General features: G+C 69.4%; 15 protein-coding genes and 2 tRNA genes. 4 read left to right on the plus strand and 13 right to left on the minus strand.

Going from position 1 to position 19,335, the window contains the following annotated elements:
• Positions 1-112 precede the first annotated feature (112 nt).
• The 10 genes from nrfD to MU407_RS04515 all read right to left on the minus strand — a co-directional run bounded on the left by nrfD (position 113) and on the right by MU407_RS04515 (position 11,623).
• Positions 113-1,249: an NrfD/PsrC family molybdoenzyme membrane anchor subunit gene (nrfD, locus tag MU407_RS04470; RefSeq protein ID WP_246955672.1), complete on the minus strand. Its 1,137-nt coding sequence runs from the start codon at positions 1,247-1,249 to the stop codon at positions 113-115.
• The gene (locus MU407_RS04475; protein WP_246955674.1) at positions 1,246-2,256 is read right to left on the minus strand and encodes a 4Fe-4S dicluster domain-containing protein; all 1,011 of its coding nucleotides are present in this window, start codon (positions 2,254-2,256) and stop codon (positions 1,246-1,248) included. Before MU407_RS04475 ends, nrfD begins: the two co-directional genes overlap by 4 nt.
• Positions 2,253-5,555, minus strand: coding sequence for a formate dehydrogenase-N subunit alpha (fdnG, locus tag MU407_RS04480; RefSeq protein ID WP_246955676.1), 3,303 nt, complete (start codon positions 5,553-5,555; stop codon positions 2,253-2,255). Before fdnG ends, MU407_RS04475 begins: the two co-directional genes overlap by 4 nt.
• 50 nt (positions 5,556-5,605) lie before the next feature.
• Positions 5,606-6,460 carry a hypothetical protein gene (locus MU407_RS04485; protein ID WP_246955678.1) on the minus strand — a complete coding sequence of 285 codons (855 nt, stop codon included), beginning with the start codon at positions 6,458-6,460 and terminating at the stop codon, positions 5,606-5,608.
• Positions 6,461-6,571: 111 nt separating this feature from the next.
• Positions 6,572-6,901, minus strand: coding sequence for a chorismate mutase (locus MU407_RS04490; RefSeq protein WP_102236677.1), 330 nt, complete (start codon positions 6,899-6,901; stop codon positions 6,572-6,574).
• A complete protein-coding gene (clpX, locus tag MU407_RS04495) occupies positions 6,898-8,232 on the minus strand; it encodes an ATP-dependent Clp protease ATP-binding subunit ClpX (RefSeq protein ID WP_102236678.1) in 1,335 nt (444 codons plus the stop codon). Before clpX ends, MU407_RS04490 begins: the two co-directional genes overlap by 4 nt.
• Before the next feature lie 93 nt (positions 8,233-8,325).
• A complete protein-coding gene (locus MU407_RS04500) occupies positions 8,326-8,985 on the minus strand; it encodes an ATP-dependent Clp protease proteolytic subunit (protein ID WP_246955739.1) in 660 nt (219 codons plus the stop codon).
• A gap of 74 nt (positions 8,986-9,059) precedes the next feature.
• The gene (locus MU407_RS04505; protein WP_102236680.1) at positions 9,060-9,692 is read right to left on the minus strand and encodes an ATP-dependent Clp protease proteolytic subunit; all 633 of its coding nucleotides are present in this window, start codon (positions 9,690-9,692) and stop codon (positions 9,060-9,062) included.
• Between the two features lie 195 nt (positions 9,693-9,887).
• Entirely contained in the window at positions 9,888-11,465 is a 1,578-nt protein-coding gene (gene tig, locus MU407_RS04510) for a trigger factor (protein WP_246955680.1), read from the minus strand.
• A gap of 84 nt (positions 11,466-11,549) precedes the next feature.
• Positions 11,550-11,623, minus strand: a tRNA-Pro gene (locus MU407_RS04515).
• A 138-nt stretch (positions 11,624-11,761) separates the two neighbouring features.
• Between MU407_RS04515 and MU407_RS04520 the strand changes: the two genes are divergently transcribed.
• The 3 genes from MU407_RS04520 (at position 11,762) to MU407_RS04530 (ending at position 13,887) form a co-directional block, all read left to right on the plus strand.
• Positions 11,762-11,835, plus strand: a tRNA-Gly gene (locus tag MU407_RS04520).
• Between the two features lie 240 nt (positions 11,836-12,075).
• Complete coding sequence (locus MU407_RS04525) at positions 12,076-12,645, plus strand: methylated-DNA--[protein]-cysteine S-methyltransferase (RefSeq protein WP_246955682.1); 570 nt, start codon at positions 12,076-12,078, stop codon at positions 12,643-12,645.
• A gap of 12 nt (positions 12,646-12,657) precedes the next feature.
• The gene (locus tag MU407_RS04530) at positions 12,658-13,887 is read left to right on the plus strand and encodes a PLP-dependent aminotransferase family protein (RefSeq protein WP_246955684.1); all 1,230 of its coding nucleotides are present in this window, start codon (positions 12,658-12,660) and stop codon (positions 13,885-13,887) included.
• Here MU407_RS04530 and MU407_RS04535 read toward each other — a convergent pair.
• Positions 13,856-14,647: a class I SAM-dependent methyltransferase gene (locus MU407_RS04535; protein ID WP_246955686.1), complete on the minus strand. Its 792-nt coding sequence runs from the start codon at positions 14,645-14,647 to the stop codon at positions 13,856-13,858. The genes MU407_RS04530 and MU407_RS04535 overlap by 32 nt on opposite strands.
• Before the next feature lie 680 nt (positions 14,648-15,327).
• Here MU407_RS04535 and MU407_RS04540 point away from each other — a divergent pair.
• Positions 15,328-16,809: an HNH endonuclease signature motif containing protein gene (locus MU407_RS04540; RefSeq protein WP_246955688.1), complete on the plus strand. Its 1,482-nt coding sequence runs from the start codon at positions 15,328-15,330 to the stop codon at positions 16,807-16,809.
• Positions 16,810-16,944: 135 nt separating this feature from the next.
• On the opposite strand, the gene MU407_RS04545 is transcribed toward MU407_RS04540, so the two are convergent.
• Positions 16,945-18,471, minus strand: a complete 1,527-nt coding sequence (locus MU407_RS04545; RefSeq protein ID WP_246955690.1) for a hypothetical protein — start codon at positions 18,469-18,471, stop codon at positions 16,945-16,947.
• On the minus strand, positions 18,468-19,157 hold the full coding sequence (locus MU407_RS04550; RefSeq protein ID WP_246955692.1) for an ABC transporter ATP-binding protein: 690 nt from the start codon (positions 19,155-19,157) through the stop codon (positions 18,468-18,470). The genes MU407_RS04545 and MU407_RS04550 overlap by 4 nt, the downstream gene beginning before the upstream one ends.
• Positions 19,158-19,335: the final 178 nt, after the last annotated feature.

The raw sequence follows: 19,335 nt of genomic DNA on the forward strand, positions 1-19,335 counted from the left end.
CCGGTCCGGCGCCCCGCTGCAGACACTGCACCGCACAGAGAAAGCCCCGATGCCCGCTTCACGCGGGCACCGGGGGCTTTCCAGGTTTCTCTGTCTGTTCGGCCGGGTCTGTTCAGCCGGCGGTCGTGATCGAGTCGTCGGTGATGCCGGCGGCCCGCCGGGCGGCCAGGCGCGCCTTCTGCGGCTCGATCACGCGGCGCGGGTCCTTCACGGACTCAAGCCCCGCTTCGAGCACGCCGTAGCGGGTGAGCACGGAGGAGGCGACCAGAGCCGCACCGCTCGCGACCGACAGGAGCTTCGAGCGCCGCGAGAGCACGGCCCCGATCCCGCCCGCGATGGCCAGGCGCTCGGCCCACTTCAGCTTCTGGCCGGCAGCGCCCTCCTCGAGCGGCTCGCGCTCGAGTGGGTGCATCGATTCCTTCATGAGGTGCATCGAGACGACATCGCCCACGGCACCGAAGGCAGCCATGACCCGGGCCGGGCCGGTCTCCGCCTGCGGGCTGGTCACCATCGCGGCACCGCCGGAGGCGAGGCTCGCCGAGGAGACGAACACGAAGGACAGGTGGTCCCGGCTCGCCGACCAGGTGGGCACCGTCGTGTCACCCAGCAGCGCGCCGGTGTAGGAGGCGAGGACCGGGGCGAGCGCCGCCTGGCCGAGGCCGGCCGCCCCCTCCATGCCATGCACGAGCGGGCGCAGCGGCCCCAGCGGCAGGCGTTCCTTCGTCATCCGGTCCACTTCGATCGCACCGAGCACCCCGGAGAGCGTCCCGAAGGACGCCAGGATCCAGGTGCCCAGGCTCATCGGCGAGGTGATCTTCACGGTGCGCATCATGTGCAGGAACCGCTCGGGACGCCCGAGGTCCTCGATCAGGGCGGCGGTGCCGCCGCCCAGGGCCGCCAGCGCGATCAGCCGCGAGTTGCGGCGCAGCGCGTCTCGGCCCGTGAGCTGCGCCCCGTAGCCCAGCAGCGCGGAGCCACCGGCCAGACCACCGAGGAACAGGTACGCGGCGATCGGTCCGCGCCACGGCGGCGCCTTCACGACCGGACGGCCGTAGTAGGAGTCGAACTGCACGTCCCCCACCACGCTCATCTCGCGGCGGCCCTCGTCGGCCCCGGATCCGCGCCGACGCTGCCCGGCCATCGCATCCTGCGCGGGAGTGTTGGGAGTAGTCGCATCCTCGCCCTTGATCCGCTTGCCGCGGCGCTGCCCGGACTCCTCCGGACGGTAGCTGTCGAACGAACTGGTCATCGCCGTCCTCCTGCGAACGCGAGAGCGGCCGTGACCGCCATGCCGACGGCCGCGATGCCCGCGCGCGCGAACATCTGGGGAAGATACTTCGTGGGCACCTGGGGATCCGGCGGCAGGCCGTACACCTCCGGCTCATCCAGCAGGAGGAACACCGAGCCGGTGCCGCCCACGCCGTCGTTCGGGTTCGCGCCGTACAGCCGCGCCTCGGTCATGCCGCGCGCGTGCAGCTCGCGCACCCGCTCCTTGGCCTCGGCGACCATGGATTCGCGATCACCGAACTTGATCGAGGTCGTCGGGCAGGTGGCGGAGCAGGCCGGCTGCTCGCCGTCGACCAGGCGGTCGTAGCACAGCGTGCACTTGTGGGCGGTGCCCATCTCCTTGACGTCCTGGTCGAAGCGCTCGTCACGGCTCTCCTTGGGGGAGATGGTGCCGTCGTCGCGCCGCTCGATGACGCCGAAGGGGCAGGCGCCCACGCAGGTGCCGCAACCGTTGCAGATGTCCTGCTGGACCACGACGCTGCCGTGCTCGCTGCGGAACAGCGCACCGGTGGGGCACACATCCAGGCAGCCGGCGTACGTGCAGTGCTTGCACACATCCGAGGACATCAGCCAGCGGAACTCCGGGGTGTCCGGCGGGGTGCGGTCGGTGCCGGAGAGATCCCCGGCAGGCAGGGCACCGCGCTGGGTGCTCTTCGGACCGATGCCGGGCATGCCCAGGCTCACGAGCTTGCGCCCGGACTCCCGAGCCTCCTCGATCCGCTCGCGACCCTGCTCGACGAATGCGACGTGCCGCCAGGTGTTGGCCCCCAGCGCGCCGGTGTTGTCGTAGCTGGACCCCAGGATCTTCATCTCGCCATCGGCGGGATTCTGGTTCCACTCCTTGCACGCCACCTCACAGGCCTTGCAGCCGATGCAGATGGACGTATCGGTGAAGAACCCCTTGCGGGTGTGCTCCCGACCCCAGCCGGCAGCGGCCATCGGGCCTTCAGATCCGGACAGCAGCGTCATCGCGCCTCACCCTCCTTCGTAGTGCCCTCTCCTGTCGGTGCGCCCCCGGCCTCATCGGACCCGCGGACCTCCATCGGCACCGTCTCCGCAGCGTCGTCCGTGCCCGAGCTGCCCAGCGGGTCATGCTCGCGCAGCACCGGCTCGCCCTCGACAATGCCCGCCTTGAGCTGATACTCGCGCACCAGCTCACGCAGCGCCTTGCCGTGCGGGCGGCGACCCGGACGGATCGCGCACTGGTTGTTCTTGGACCCCTGGATCTGCGTGTTGATATCCAGGTTCAGGCCGATGAGGTCATTGACCGAGTCACCGGTCACGACCGCTTCCTTGCCGCGGGCCCAGTGGTACGGCAGCCCGATCGTGTGCACGGTGCGCCCGCCGATCTCCAGCGGCGTCATGCGCTCGGTGACGAACACCCGCGCCTCGATCGCGGACCGCGCCGAGATGATGGTCATCCAGCCGTACGGCTCCAGACCCAGCTCCTCGGCGAGCTCCGGGGACACCTCGCAGTACAGCTCCGGCTGCAGCTCCGAGAGGTACGGCAGGAAGCGGCTCATACCACCGGCCGTGTGGTGCTCCGTGATGCGGTACGTGGTGAACACGTACGGGTACACCCCGGAGTCCGCACCGGTCACGCCCGGCGAGTTGAGGTTGTCCTCGTCGCGATCGGGGTGGATGCCAGTGGGCGGCGACTGCTGTGCGTACAGCGGGTTGGTCACCATGGACTCCGGCCCCTCGTAATGCGTGGGCAGAGGTCCGTCCAGCATGCCCGTCGGAGCGAAGAGCCAGCCGCGGCCATCGGACTGCATGATGAACGCGTCAGTGCCCGCCAGGGCAGCCGCGCCGCCCTTGCTCGGGTCACCCGGGTCATCCGGTCGCTTGGTCGGCGGGAAGTCCGGGACGTCGTTGCCGACCCACTTGCCTTCCTCCTCATCCCACCACACGTGCTTCTTGCGCTCCGACCAGGGACGGCCCTGAGCGTCGGCGGAGGCACGGTTGTACAGGATGCGGCGGTTGGCCGGCCAGGCCCAACCCCAGTCCAGGGCGATCGGATCCTGCTCCTGGCCCGGCTTGCGGCGCCGTGCCTGGTTCACGCCGTCCTTGAAGATGCCGGCGTAGATCCAGCAGCCACCGGCGGTGGAGCCATCGCCCTTCATCTCCCCGAAGGCGGCCAGGGGCTGCCCGGCCTTCTCCCCGGTGAGGTGCTTGCCGTTGATCTCCATCAGGACGGCCTCGGCATCGGGCTCGCCATGCTCGTCCACCGGGTAGTCCCAGGTCAGATCCAGCAGCGGACGATCCCGCTCGTCGGTCGAATCCTTGAGCTTCTCGCGCACCCGGCAGCCCAGGTCATACATGAACTGCAGCTCGCTGGTGGCGTCATCAGGCGGCGTCGGCCCCTGATCGCGCCACTGCACCATGCGCTGGGTCTGGGTAAACGTCCCGGCCTTCTCCATGTGGTTGGCCGCCGGCAGGAAGAAGACCTCCGTGCCGATGTCCTCGCTGCGGACCTCGCCGGACTCGATCTCCGGACCGTCCTTCCACCAGCTGGCGGACTCGATCATGTAGTAGTCGCGGGCGACCATCCACTTGAGGTTGGACATGCCGCGCCGCTGCAGACGACCGTTGGCCGAGCCCACTGCCGGGTTCTGTCCCAGCAGGAAGTAGCCGTCCACGCCGCCGTCGAGCATCAGCATCAGCGTCTGATAGGTGCTGTGTGCACCCGTGAGCTTCGGCAGGTAGTGGTAGCAGTAGTCGTTCTCCGCCGTGGCCTTATCGCCCCACCATGCCTTCAGCAGGTTGGTGGCATAGATATCGGCGTTGGCCCAGAAGCCCTTCTGCTCCTTCTTGCCGATCTTCTGCGTGTACTCGTAGAAGTCGTCCTGTCCCACCTTCGGCATCGGCAGATACCCCGGCAGGATGTGGAACAGCGTGGGCAGATCGGTGGCGCCCTGAATGTTGGCGTGCCCGCGCATCGCCATGATGCCGGAGCCGGGACGGCCCACATTGCCCATGAGCAGCTGCAGGATCGCCGCGGTGCGGATCATCTGGGAGCCGCCCTGGTGCTGGGTCCAGCCCAGTGCGTAGGCGAAGCACGTGGTGCGTTCCCGGCCGGAATTCTCCGCGATCTTCTGCGCGAAGTACTCGAAGTCCTGGCGCGAGATGCCGCAGTACTCCTCGACCATCTCCGGCGTGTACCGGGAGTAGTGGTGCTTGAGGATCTGGAACACCGTGCGCGGATGCTGCAGCGTCTCGTCCCGCTCCGGCAGACCGCGCGCGACCTGATCCTCATCGCCGGCGTAGCGCCAGGTGGACAGATCGTACGTGCCCGTCTCCGGATCGAAGCCGGAGAAGATGCCTTCGGCGTCCTCGGCATCGACATAGTCCTCAGAGACGATCGTCGACGCGTTGGTGAACGTCTTGACGTACTCCTCGAACCACAGGTCGTTGTCCAGCACATACTTGATGACCGCGCCGAGCAGGATGACGTCCGTGCCCGAGCGGATCGGGATGTGCTTGTCCGCGCTCGCAGAGGTGCGCGTGAACCGGGGATCCACATGGATGACGGTCGCGCCGCGCTTCTTCGCCTCGACGACCCACTGGAACGCCACCGGATGGGCTTCGGCCATATTGCCGCCCTCGATGACGATCAGGTCGGAGTTCGCGAAGTCCGCGACGTACTGGGTGGCGCCGCCGCGCCCGAACGAGGCTCCCAAACTGGGAACCGTAGCGGAGTGTCAAATACGGGCCTGGTTCTCCATCTGGATGGCCCCGGCAGCCGTGAAGAACTTCTTGATGAGGTAGTTCTCCTCGTTGTCGAGGGTCGCGCCGCCCAGGCTCGCGATGCCCATGGTGCGACGCAGGGGCCGCCCCTGCTCGTCGGCATCCTCCCAGTGGTTGCGCCGCGCCTCGATGAAACGGTCCGCGATCATGTCCATCGCGGTGTCGTAGTCGAGGTCGCTCCAATCCGTCGCGTACGGCGCGCGGTAGAGCACCTTCGTCTGCCGCAGCGGGGAGTTGCCCAGCTGCTCGCTCGCCGCGCCCTTGGGGCACAGACGCCCGCGCGAGACCGGAGAGTCGGGGTTGCCCTCGACCTGGATGACCTTGCCATCCTTGTGGAACACACGCTGCCCACAGCCGACGGCGCAGTAGGGGCAGACGCTCTCAGCGACGCCATCGGCGATCGCTGTACGTGGAGCCGTGGCCCGAGTGGCGGCCGAGGTGACCGCTGCGCCGCGGCCCGTCGGATCACCGCCCCGGAGCTGCCGGATCACCGGCCAGTCGAGGAACGTAGTGCGAGACATATCGCGATGGTACCAGCGCTCTCGACTGGCCGGGCGGGACCCTGACGCTGTCAGAGCAGGTAGATGTCAGGACGCGGCATCGGCTGCGGCAACGGCCACGGATCCGGGATCGGCAGCGGACGCGGCAGCGGCTGCGGCAACGGCCACGGATCCGGGATCGGCAGCGGACGCGGCAGCGGCTGCGGCAACGGCCACGGATCCGGGATCGGCAGCGGACGCGGCAGCGGCTGCGGCAGTGGGAAGGGGCTGTCCTCCGGCAGCGGCCACGGATCCGGCAGCGGCAGCGGATCCGGCAGCGGCGGGATCGGCGGCAGCGGGAACCGCGGAGGGATCGGGAAGCCGGGGTCCGACAGCGTGATCGGGCCGTTCCAATCCTCCGGCAGCTCAATCTCCGGGATCCGGACATCCGGCAAGTCGATATCCGGGACGTCCGGCAGCGTGATCGGGCCGTTCCAATCCTCCGGCAGCTCGATCTCCGGGATCCGGATGTCCGGCAGCGGAATCGGGCCCGGCAGCGGCCGCGGGAACGGGATCGGGAACGGCACCGGGAGCGGCTCGAAGATCGGCCCGGGCAACGGCAGCGGGAACGGGATCGGCAGAGGGAACGGGAACCCAGGGGTGCCGACGCCCGGGCCCTCACCCGAGGAGGCACCATCCTGCTCATCGGCATGCTGGGCGAGCTCCTCGGCACGTCGGCGCAGCTCCTCGATCGCCCGATCGATGAGCGAGCGCACATCGCTCCCCCAGCGCGCCCGGAACTCATCGGCATCCGGCCCCACCCAGTCCACACCGTCGACCACAGCGCCGCACGCCGCCATCAACTGTTCGATCGTGCCGGCCGCACCGGTGCAGCGCGTGCCCTGCGCACGGACTGCCTCAACCTCGGCTCCCCAGAACCCGCTCATCGCGCCCATCCCCCTCGTCATCGTCAAGCTGTACACCTGCACGCTACGGGCAGGTCATCAGCTGGTCCATGGGGAATACTCCCCACGACCCCGGGGACGCGCTGGGGAGGGTCAGCGGTCGCCGGGCGCCTGATCCTCGCGGATCCGCTCGTGGTGGCGGATCACCTCGGTGACGATGAAGCGCAGGAACGCCTCGGCGAAGGTGGGGTCCAGGCCCGCCTCATCCGCGAGGGCGCGCAGGCGGCGGATCTGCTGCTCCTCGCGCTCCGGGTCCGCGGGCGGCAGCCCATGCTCGGCCTTGAGCACGCCCACCCTCTGAGTGTGCGCGAAGCGCTCGGCCAGCAGATGCACGAGGGCCGCGTCGATGTTGTCGATGCTGCGCCGTTCGAAGAGCAGCAACTCCCGGGCCCGCGCGGCATCGTCTGCGCCGGGCGTGCTCATGCGCTGCGCTCCCGCGCGGTCTGCTCACGGTCAGCGTCCTTCGCGGTGACCATGAGCGGGGCGCGCCCCTCGGTGATGACCCCCTCGGTGATGACCACCTTGGCGATGTCATCACGGGAGGGGACCTCGAACATGACCGGCTGCAGCGCCTCCTCGAGGATCGCCCGCAGGCCGCGCGCACCCGTCTCACGGGCGATGGCCTTGTCCGCCACGGCCTCCAGGGCGCTGCGCTCGAAGTCGAGCTCCACGCCGTCCAGCTCGAACATCCGCTGGAACTGCTTGACCAGGGCGTTGCGCGGCTCGGTGAGGATCGTGATGAGGGCTTCGCGGTCCAGGTTCGCCACACTCGCAATCACCGGTAGGCGGCCGATGAACTCCGGGATCAGCCCGAACTTCAGCAGGTCCTCCGGCAGCAGCTCGGCGTAGATCTGCTCCTGTTCGAGCGGAGTGTGCAGCTGCGAGCCAAAGCCGATGCCCCGCTTGCCGATCCGGGAGCCGATGATGTCCTCGATTCCCGCGAAGGCTCCGGCCACGATGAACAGCACATTCGTGGTGTCGATCTGGATGAAGTCCTGATGGGGGTGCTTGCGCCCGCCCTGCGGCGGGACCGCCGCGACGGTGCCCTCGAGGATTTTCAGCAGCGCCTGCTGCACGCCCTCCCCGGAGACATCTCGCGTGATCGACGGGTTCTCGGCCTTGCGGCCGATCTTGTCGACCTCATCGATGTAGATAATGCCGCGCTGGGCGCGCTCGACGTCGTAGTCGGCAGCCTGCAGCAGCTTCAGCAGAATGTTCTCCACGTCCTCGCCAACGTACCCCGCCTCGGTGAGCGCCGTCGCATCGGCCATCGCGAAGGGGACATCCAGCATCCTGGCGAGGGTCTGGGCGAGATAGGTCTTACCGCACCCGGTGGGGCCGACGAGCAGCACATTGGACTTGGCCACCTCGACCTGCTTCTGGGCGGAGGGCTCCTCCGCCTCAGCGCCCTGGCGGGTGGGCCCGCCAGCGGGAGCGGACGCCGCCGCCTCCTGGGCGCGCACCCGCTTGTAGTGGTTGTACACCGCGACCGAGAGTGCCCGCTTGGCCGGCTCCTGCCCCACCACGTACTGCTCGAGGAAGGCGAAGATCTCCTTGGGGGTGGGCAGCGGAGCCTGCGCCTGCGCGGCGGGCTGGGCGGCCTCGATCTCCTCGGCGATGATCTCGTTGCACAGATCGATGCACTCTTCGCAGATGTACACGCCGGGACCGGAGATCAGGCGTTCCACCTGCTTCTGCGATTTTCCGCAGAACGAGCACTTGAACACGTCGCCGCTCTCGTTCGCACGTGCCACAGCCGTCCTCCTGTCGTCTCGGGGCTCCGCCAGACTACCCGGCGCCCCCTGCCGAAGACGGAAGGGCTCGCCCGTCCGGGCGAGCCCTTCGACTCAGCGGCCCACCTGGGGGCGCGCCTCCTTACGGGAGGCGAGGACCTGGTCCACCAGGCCGTATTCGAGCGCTCCCTGCGCGGTGAGGATCTTGTCGCGCTCGATATCGGCGCTGACCTGTTCCTTGGTGCGCCCAGAGTGGTGGGCGAGGGTGTCCTCCAGCCACTCGCGCATGCGCATGATCTCGTTGGCCTGGATCTCGAGGTCGGAGGCCTGGCCGCCGCCCTGGCCGCCCATCGCGGGCTGGTGGATGAGGATCCGGGCGTTGGGCAGCGCGAGGCGCTTGCCCGGGGCGCCGGCGGCCAGCAGCACCGCGGCCGCGGAGGCGGCCTGACCCAGGCACACGGTGGTGACCTCAGGCTTGATGTACTGCATGGTGTCGTAGATCGCGGTCAGCGCGGTGAAGGAGCCGCCGGGGCTGTTGATGTACAGCGTGATGTCACGGTCCGGATCCTGGGACTCGAGCACCAGCAGCTGCGCCATGACGTCATCGGCCGAGGCATCATCCACCTGGACCCCCAGGAAGATGATGCGGTCCTCGAACAGCTTGGTGTACGGGTCCTGGCGCTTGAAGCCGTACGCGGTGCGCTCCTCGTACTGGGGCAGCACGTAGCGGCTGGTGGGCATCGGGCCGGCCTGGCTGTAGCCGGCGGCGGCCATCGGCTGCGCGCCGACGGGGCGGGGGTCGAAAGTCACGAAGTCTCCTCGGAAGAACGGTCTGCTGGGTGGCGGGATCAGTCGTCGGTGCCGCCGCCACCGGTGACATCACCGGAGCCGGTCACGATCTTGTCGATGAAGCCGTACTCCAGGGCCTCCTGCGCGGTGAACCACTTGTCGCGATCGGAGTCCGCGGTGATCTGCTCGACGCTCTTGCCGGTCTGCTCGGCGATCAGCTCGGCGAGCTGGCGCTTCATCGACAGGATCAGATCTGCCTGGATGCGGATGTCCGTGGCGGTGCCGCCCAGCCCACCCAGCGGCTGATGCATGAGCACCCGGGTGTGCGGGGTGGCGTACCGCTTGCCCTTCGCCCCGGAGGAGAGCAGGAACTGACCCATCGACGCGGCCATGCCCATACCGACGGTCACGACGTCGGGCTTGACGAACTGCATGGTGTCGTAGATGGCCATGCCCGCGGTGATCGAGCCGCCGGGGCTGTTGATGTACAGGTAGATGTCCTTGTCCGGATCCTCGGCCGCCAACAGCAGGATCTTGGCGCAGATGGCGTTGGCGTTCTCGTCGCGGACCTCGGACCCCAGCCACACGATGCGCTCGCGCAGCAGGCGCTGGTAGACGTTGTCGTCCAGGCCCATCGGGGAGTCGCCGGCCGCAGCCTGCGGCGGGGAGGTCGGGGTGCTCTGAGAGGTCACGGGTTCTCCTTCATGGCGATGCGGTGATCGCGGCGTTGGGGTGCGATGAGTCGACTCTAGGCGCTGCGACGCACCGGAACGGGCGGTGTTCGCCGCAGGCGCACTGCGGCGGGAGAGAGGACAGTGCCGGATGCGCGGGCGGGCCGCCACCGATGCCCGGTGGCGGCCCGCCCTGCACTGCTCACGGTCGCGGCGTCACTCGGCGTCCGCGGCCTCATCCTTCGCGGCAGCCTTCTTGGCCGGAGCCTTCTTGGCCGCCGGCTTCTTCGCGGGAGCCTTCTTGGCCGGGGCCTTCTTCTCCTCGGCCTCGTCCTCCGCCGCGTCGTCAGCCTTCGCCTCAGCCTTTGCGGCCGAAGCCTTCTTGGCCGCCGGCTTCTTCGCGGGAGCCTTCTTGGCGGGGGCCTTCTTCGCGGGGGCCTTCTTCTCCTCGGCCTTCTCCTCAGACGTGTCCTCGGAGTCCACCTTCTCCTCGGAGTCCTCGTCCGCGGAGTCCTCGTCGGCCTTCGGGGCCAGCCCCAGGTCCAGGACGTCACCCTGCTCGTTCTTGACGGTCACCTCGGCGAGCGCCACATCCAGGGCCTTGGACCGCTGGACCTCAGCGAAGATCTGCTCGAGCTGGCCGGACTGGGCGAGCATCTGCAGCAGCTGGTTCGGCTCGATCCCGTACTGCTGGGACAGCGCCGTCATGTAGTTCATGAGGTCGTCCTGCTCGACGTTCACCTCGCGGGAGGAGTTGATCTCGTCCAGCAGGAACTGCGCCCGGACAGCCTTGACGGTGTCCTCGCGGATCTCCTCGCCGTGCGGGTCACCGGCCTCCTTGCCCTCGTTCTCGAGGTGGGCGGTGATCTCGTCCTCGACCAGCTGCTCGGGAACCGGGATCTCGAGCTCCTCCAGGAGCTTCTCGAGCAGGGCGTTGCGGGCGAGCGCCACGCGGTTGCCCTCGGCGTCGGCGGCGGCCTGCTTCTTCAGGTCCTCCTTGAGCTCGTCGATGGTGTCGAACTCGGAGGCCATCTCGGCGAACTCGTCATCGGCCTCGGGCAGCTCGCGCACCTTCACAGACTGCGCGGTGACCTTGACCTGCGCCTCCTGGCCGACGTGCTCGCCGCCCACCAGGGTGGAGACGAAGGTGGTGGTCTCCTCGGCGGAGAGCCCCTCGAGGGCCTCATCCAGACCCTCGAGCATGTTGCCCTGCCCGATCTGGTAGGAGACGCCCTCGACGGACTCGATCTCCTCGTCGTCGATGGTGGCGACCATATCCAGGGAGACGAAGTCCCCGTCCTCGGCCGGGCGATCCACACCCACGAGGATGCCGAAGCGCTCGCGCAGCTCATCCAGGCGCACCTGCACGGCGTCGTCGTCGACCGTCGGCTCCTCGATCTCGACCTCGTAGGAGGAGAAGTCCGGCAGCTCGATCTCGGGGCGCACATCCTGCTCGACGGTGAAGACGAGGTTGCCCTCATCCTTGCCATCCAGGCCCGGCACGTTGCCGACCTCCACCTCGGGGCGGCCGACGGGCTTGAGCTCCACCTCGGTGGCGGCCTTCTGGTAGAACTCCGGCAGGGCGTCATTGACGGCTTCCTGCATGAGTGCGGGGCGGCCGAAGCGCTGCTCGACGAGCTTGGTGGGGACCTTGCCCTTGCGGAAGCCCGGGATCTGCACCTGATCGGCGATCTTCTTGGTGGCGGCCTCCAGGGCCGGCTTGAGCTCGTCGAACGGAACCTCGACGGTGAGCTTCACCCGGGTGGGGCTGAGCTTCTCGGACTCGGTCTTCACTGGTCAGGTCTCCCTGTTGATGGACAGTCGATGGACGTTTCGATAGCGCCTCGGGGTGCGCACGGCGGCGACCTCGCGACGGAGTCGGGGTGACAGGATTTGAACCTGCGACGTCCCGCTCCCAAAGCGGGTGCTCTACCAAGCTGAGCTACACCCCGGAGGGCAACCCCCGGGATATTACCCGGTCCCTGCGCACGATGCCCGAACGGCTCGGCAGCGCTGTGAGCAGATACATGCCCCAGCGTCCGCGCTTCGAGGTGCCCGCGGGCCGCTGATCTGGTTCAATGGGCACCCACGCGGATGTAGCTCAATGGTAGAGCCTCAGTCTTCCAAACTGATAGTGCGGGTTCGATTCCCGTCATCCGCTCCACGGCGATCAGCCACAGAGCTGCAGGTCACGGCCACTTCTGGCCGTGACCTGCTTGCGTTGGGCCTCACGGGCAGCCCGGGGACACCCAGCTCTCGGGGAACTGTGCTCACGTGGGGCTGCGCGGGGTTGTGCGGGGTCGACTGCATCACCCGCCACTCCCTGTATCACCCGCCGTTCCCGGGCCTTGCCTCGCACATCTCTGGCCTTGCCTCGCACAGGCCGACGGTGTTGCCTGGGCCCATGACGCCCACCACCCCGTCGGCCCCCTCTACGCCATCGGCCGAACCCACCCCGTCGGCTCCCTCTGCCCCATCGGCCACTCCTGCGGTCCGGCACCTGCGCACCACCACGCCGCTGGGCGAGTATGTCCTCGCCGCGCGGGGCGAGGCGCTCAGCGGCATCTGGCGCATCGGCCAGGCCCACTTTCCGCCGCCCACACAGCTGGGCACCGAGTCCCCGTCGGACCCCTTCCTGTGCCGCGCCGCCGATCAGCTGCTCGAGTACCTCTCCGGGACGCGGGAGGAGCTGGATCTGCCGACGGCCGCCGAGGGCACCGCGTTCCAGCAGGCGGTGTGGTCGCTGCTGCGGCAGATCCCGCGCGGGCAGACCACGACGTACGGCGCGATCGCCCGGGATTTGGGCAGGCCGAGGGCGGCGCAGGCCGTCGGCGCGGCGGTGGGGGCGAACCCGCTTTCGATCCTCGTGCCGTGCCATCGGGTGCTCGCTGCTGATGGCCGCCTGACCGGGTATGCGGGCGGCGTCGAGACGAAACGGACGCTGCTGGTGCTCGAGGGCGCTCTGCAGAAGTGACACGATGAGCGGATGACCACCCCCGCCACCACCCCGCAGGTTCCCGAGCCCTTCACCTTCCCCGTCGCCGCACGCTACGCGGGGATGGCCACCTCGCCGCTGAAGGACATCTTCACCCTCGCCGCACGGCCCGACGTGGTCTCTTTCGCCGGCGGCATCCCGGACCCGGAGCTGTTCGACCTCGAGCAGGTCACCGCCTGCTACGACCGGGTGCTCACACATCAGGGACGTCGGGCACTGCAGTACGGGGTGAGCGAGGGCGAGCTGGAGCTGCGCGAGCAGGCGGCCCGTCGGCTCTCCCGCGACCTCCCGACCGACGCCGGGCAGATCCGCGTGACCTCCGGATCCCAGGAGGGGCTGTTCGTGGTGGCGCAGGCGCTGCTCGAGTCCGGTGACGTGGTGCTCGTGGAATCCCCGACGTATCTGGCGGCCGTGCAGGCGTTCTCGGTGCACGGGGCGCACATGGTGGGCGTGGACACGGACGACGACGGGGTGATCCCCGAGGCTCTGGCCGCGGCGATCCGTGAGCATCGCCCGAAGATGGTGTATCTGATCCCGACGTTCCAGAACCCGACAGGCCGCACCATGCCGCCGACGCGCCGCGAGGCGGTGGCTGAGGTGCTGCTCGCAGCCGATGTGCCACTCATCGAGGATGACCCCTATGGCGCGCTGAGCTTCACCGGTGACCGCTGGGCGCCGATCGCCTCGCTGCCCGGAATGGGTGAGCGCACGATCCTGCTGAATTCGATGAGCAAGCTCATGAGCCCCGGGGTGCGGATCGGCTGGATGCGGGCCGAAGGGCCTATCCGGGACACCCTGGCGGTGGCGAAGGCGGCGATCTCCATGCAGTCCTCCGTGGTCGATCAGCTGACGGTGGCGCGATACCTCGAGACTGCGGACCTGGATGCGCATGTGGCGCGCGTGGCGGCGGTGTATCGGGAGCGACGCGACGCGATGGTCGCTGCCCTTGAGCCCGTCCTGCCCGCGGGGGCGCACCTCACCCGACCCGAGGGCGGGATGTTCCTGTGGGCGGCGCTCGGCGAGGGGTATGACGCGCAGGAGATGCTGGCCGATGCGGTCGACGCCGGGGTGGCGTACCTGCCGGGCTGGTCCTTCTTCGCCGACCACCCGGACCGCTCGACCATGCGGCTGAGCTTCGTCACCCACTCCCCTGCTGTGATCGCGGATGCGATGGGGCGGCTCGGGGAGGTCATCGCGGGGGCGCGGGCACCGCGGGGGTGACGGGCCTGTCGGCGTTCTCGGGGGCCGACCAGCGCAGCGTCACCCGGAAGCCTTCGCGGCGGCGGATCACCGCACCGGGCCCCAAGATGGTGCGCGCCGCGCGGCGCAGCTGCGCAAGGGCGAACGTTGCATCGCGGACGGGCATCGCCGGACCCCGCATGGAGTCCGACGTGTCCTGCGCGTCCTGGATGTTCCGGCGGGGTGCGTTCCGGTGGGGTCGGGGATGCTTCACGAGGCCGATCAGCGGGTTGGTGAGGGCGTTGAGGATGTCCCAGGCATGGTCCAGCCTCGAGGCGGGATGGACGAGAGTGACGACCAGCAGTCGTCCGCCCGGGGCCAGAAGTTTCCGGGCGGATTCAAGCGCCTCATCGAGGGTCATGTGGTGGACGGACGCCACCATCGTCACGACGTCATAGCGGCCGTGGTGCTCCGAGGATGCGGTGTGCTCAGCGAGGGAGCCCTGGAGGATGCGGACGTTGGTGAGCGTGTGCGTGCGACGACGAGCCTGCGTCACCATGCCGGGATCCGGGTCCAGCCCCACGACCTCACACGATCGCTCGGCGAGAGCCGCGACCAGGTCGCCCCTCCCGCACCCCACGTCGAGAATCCTCTGCGGGGCTGCCGGTAGGTGGCGCTCGATCCAGTGACGGAAATGCGCGTTGTGATCCCACGGATGCCGAGCGTTGAGACGAGTGAGGCCACGACCCACTGCCCGGATCAGCGGATTGGGGGTGGTGCGGATGTTCCACGGCGAGGGCACGGCTCCATCATGCACGGCCGGGCTAGCCGCGGATCGTAGGAGGGTTCTGTGCTGACGCGCGCCGCGGGCGGTAGGTGCGGGCTCTGCGAGTGGGCTCTGCGGATGATGTGCGCGAGTGGAGAAGCGTGCTGGGCACGGCTGCACTCGGCGGCGTGTATCGAACGCGCATGCGACTATGCATGAGCGGCGTCCATGAGTTTCGTGCTAGAACCCCATGGGGCTCTTGTGGTGTCCCTGCGGACCGGCGTGAGAGGTGCGCACGGCCCCTCTATCACGCAGCCCTGACAAACGTGGAGCACGGTGTGGACAGAGTGCTGGCCTGTGGATATGCGTGTGGGTGGGCGGGGCTGTGGAGGGGGAGGGGTGTCTCGTCGTGAGGCGGTGTGCCGCGACCTTTCCTCCACAGTGGGGGTTTATCCACAAAATCATCCACATTCGCGGCAAGGGCTTCCATGGGTTGGTTTCAGGTGGGATCATGGAGGTGTTCATAAAAGCGTGATCTGGCGTCGGAAAGGGGGTGCGTGATGGGACTCGATGATGTGCGGCCGGGCGGTGTGGGTTCGCCGCGGGAGGCTCGCGGTGAGCAGCCCGCGCGTGCTCCCCGGGCGGGCGGACGCGGCAGTGATGCGGCCTGCGCCACCGCCGGCCCGCCGCGGAAGATCATTCGTGGCCGTGGTGCGATGACGCCTGCGGCAGCGGCGGTGCGCTCGGGCTCGGAGGCGGACTGTGATGAAGCCCAGCTCATGGTTCGGGTGCAGGAGCGGCGTCGTCTCGCCGGCACTCTCTACGCCGAGGAGGTCCGGGACCTGGCGCTGCTATGGACGGTCGATGATGACCACCCGGGTGAGGCGGATGAGCTGGCGGTCAACTGTCTGATCGCCGCCGCGGGGCTGCGCTCCAAGGTGGGGCGTGCGGAGGGGAAGCTGCGCGATGCCGTCCACGCCACTCGTGACCTGCCCCTGTGTCTGGATCTCGTCGCGGGTGGTGTGTTGCCGGTGGAGTGGTTTGAGTGGTTGATCCGCTCCACGCGCCGCCTGGAGCCTGAGCAGCGTCGTCAGGTCGATGACCGGGTCGCTGAGTGGGACCTCGCGGGCATTGACGTGAACCGCTTCTACCGCGAGCTACGCATGTTGATCGCCTGGTTCGGTGCTGGACTGCAGCAGGAGCATCCCACCCAGCAGCGCAATGTCGAGGTGTTCCCCTCTCCGGATATGGACGGCACGGCGTGCTTGCAGGTGACGGGCCCGGCGCCGGAGATCGTGGCGCTGGGGCACCGGCTCGATGCTGCCGCACGGGCGGTGCAGACCGCGCAACGCCAGGCGCTGGTGGAGGCCGGCCCCGCCTCGTCGTTGAGCCCTGCCTCATTTCCGTTTGACGTGTTCGGGACGGTGGCGGAGACCGGCAGGCCCATGTCTCTCGCGGCGCTGCGCTACGCGATCCTGACCCGCACCGCCTTCGGCACCGACGGTATTGAGGTGCCCGAGTCTGGGTTCCGCATCAACGTCACCGTGCCCGTGATGACGCTGCTGGGCCGGTCCGAGGCGCCGGGTGAGGTGGATGGGACGCATCCGATCCCGCCCGCCATGGCCCGTGACCTCGTGGTGAACGCCCCGGTGTTCCACCGGGTGCTGACCGATCCCGTGGACGGTTCGTTTCTGCCGCGGGCGGCGAAGATGTATCAGGTGAGTCGGTCGATGCAGGAGTTGCTGCGGCAGATCGACCCGGTCTGCGCAGTCCCCGGCTGCGCCACGATCGTCACCACCAGCGGCGAAAGTGACCACATCGAAGAATTCGACCACCAGCATCCAGACCGGGGCGGCCCCACGAGCCCCCAGAACCTCCACCGGCTCTGCTACAGCCATCACCGGTTGAAGACCCTTGGGCTGATCGACCCGGTCCGTGATCCCGAGACCGGCACCACCACCTGGACCGCACGAACCCGAGGGCATACCCATGCCCTGGCTGAGACTCAGCGCAACATCGACCTCGTCACCCGCGAACTCGGCGACCGCCTGCGCGTCGTGTGGAACACCTACCTCGAACGCGAGGAAGACGCCCACCGCCGGGCACGGGGTGAAACGGTAGACGAAGAGAGCGAGCCAGCCTCAGACCCACCCGGTCCCACCACCCCGCTCTACGACCCCGAGCACCCGCCGTACTGAGAGCACCGCTCTCGCCGAGCCCCATCCACGAACGGCACTCTGACGACCGGCCACCTGCAGTATGCGCGCGGCCGGTCGCCTGAGTACCGTCCGCGGAACCAGCTGGGCGGGCTTGTCCCAGCAGTCCCGCACCGCTCACGCCCCGAGCTCGCGCAACCGCGCGCGGGCCATCACCGCTATCGCGAGCACCGCCACGAGCGCCCCGCCAGCCAGTGCCAGCGCCCCCACCTGCGTCACCAGCCCCCACAGCACCGCCCCGGCTGCGAGCGCCAGCAGCACCGCGTCCGACTGCCAGGCGAGCATTCCGAGCACCGCTCCATCGCCCTGTGCAGTAGGCATCGGCGTCATGAGCTTCAGCGGCATCGGCCCCTTCGCCGCATCTCGCGCCCGCCCGGCGACCAGCACCGGTACCAGCAGCACCGGCAGCAGCACCGGTATCATCAGCACGGGCAGCGTCACGTTCCCTCCGCCCACGCCCTCCGCGCCCATCGTCAGCAGGCCCGCCACCCCACCGACCAGCGCCCCGAGCATGAGCACCCCGGTCGGGGCGAGAGCATGCAGCAGCACCTGCACCCCGGCGCGCTGGCCGAACAGTACCGGTGCCCCCAGCGTCGCGACCCCATGCCGGATCCCGTCCACGAACGGCCCCGTCCCCACCCACAGCGCGAGCGAACCCAGCAGCATCGCCCCCACTCCGAGCGGCCCCGTCAGAACCTGCGCCACGACCAGCAGCCCCGCGCCCAGCAGCACCCCCGCCAGACCCCCGAGCGTCCGCTCCGGGCTGCGCAGCCAGCCGACCACGTCCCGGCGCACGTACAGCAGCGTCAGCGGCCCGCCGCCAACCGCCCGAAGGCTCCGGCCCGTGCTCGGTGGCGGCCGCAGCGACCCCGCCGCACCCGCCACATCACCGCTGGTCACCATGCCTGTGGCGCTCTGCCAGCGCACCGCCTGCTCGAGCAGCACCCACCCCCGCAGCCGATCGAGCGCAAGCACCGACCCCGCCGCCGCCACCGCTCCTGCCCCGCCGAGCACAGCGGCGAGCGCCCACGGCACCCCATCGGCCAGCGTCCAGCCCCATGGCGGCAGCAGCCACGCCCCCACCGCCGCAAGCGTGAGCAGGCCCGCCACCACGCCACGGCCGCGCGAGCTCAGCAGCTGGCCGGCCAGCCACGCTCCGCCCAGCAGCAGCGCCACCCCGGCAGCCACCGCCCCGAGGGCCACCAGCCCCATCGGCTCCACATACCCGGCACCCAGCAGTGTCGCCCCCACCACGCCGGCCAGCAGCAGCCCCACTGCCACCAGCGCCAGCAGGGACCGGGCGAGGGGCCGCCACAGCACCCGTCGGCGCGAGATCGGTCCCGCCGCGAGCGTCGCGGTCAGGAACGGGGCCAGCAGCGCCGGGCCGCGCACCGCCCCCACCAGCACCGTCGCCGCGCCCCCGCCGAGCAGCGCCGCCATCAGCATCCCGGGCGTGCGGGCATCCAGCAGCACCGGCAGCACATCCGGCCGCGCGAGGAACAGTCCCGCACTGCGCAGGGCCGGCGCCCCGAACACCAGCACTGTCATCACCGTGAGGTAGACGATATAGAGCAGGTCCATGGCGCTGCGGGCACTCGCACGCCCCGCCCAGACCTGCCGGGCCGGCCCCAGCGGGTCGCTCACACCTCCCCCTCCAGGTGCAGCCGGCGATCCGCGAGCTCCTCGAGCAGCCGCGGGCTATGCGTGGCGAGAACCACAGCAACCCCCGCCTGCGCCCGGGAGCGCAGCGCCGCGATGACCAGCCCCAGCCGCTCGGGGTCCAGCCGCTGCTCGGGCTCATCGAGCAGCAGTACCTGCGCCGGACGCGCGAGGGTCAGGGCGAGGGACACCAGCTGCGTCTGCCCGCTCGAGAGCTCATGCGGGAAGCGCCGCGCAAGCGCCGTGATTCCCAACTCCTCCAGCAGCGCATCGGTCTGCTGCTCCGCCTCCGCCGCTGCCGTCCCCCAGGTCGCGGCGATGAACTGCAGATGCTCCCGCACCGTGAGATCACGCGAGGTCTGCGGCGGGCCGATGAGCGCGGCGAGCGCCGTGCGGAATCCGCGGTCGCGGTCATCGGGGCTGCGCCCCAGGATCCGCACCTCCCCCGCCGTGGGTTCGAGGATCCCGGCGAGCACGCGCAGCAGCGTCGTCTTGCCGCTGCCGTTCGCGCCGGTCAGGGCGAGCACCTCTCCGGCCGCCACGGAGCCGCTCGCCTCCAGCAGCATCACCGCTTCATCGGCCACCACACCCACGCCGTCGAAGCGCACCACTGCCACATCGGTTGGCGTGGTGGAGAGCGACGGCGCGGAGGTTCGATGATGTCGAAGCACCGCCCCATTGCACCGCATGAGAGTGGGCTGCTTCCTCCGACGATGGTCGCGATCTGGACGGGACGCGCTCGCGATCTGCCCCGACACGCCCCGATCTGGACCGGACGCGCTCTCGACCTGCCCCACCCACACCGCCTACCCCCACGCCCCTCTCACACTGTGAGACGTCACCCTCTAG

The sequence above is a fragment of the Brachybacterium sp. Marseille-Q7125 genome (assembly GCF_023062615.1).
GTDB lineage: Bacteria > Actinomycetota > Actinomycetes > Actinomycetales > Dermabacteraceae > Brachybacterium.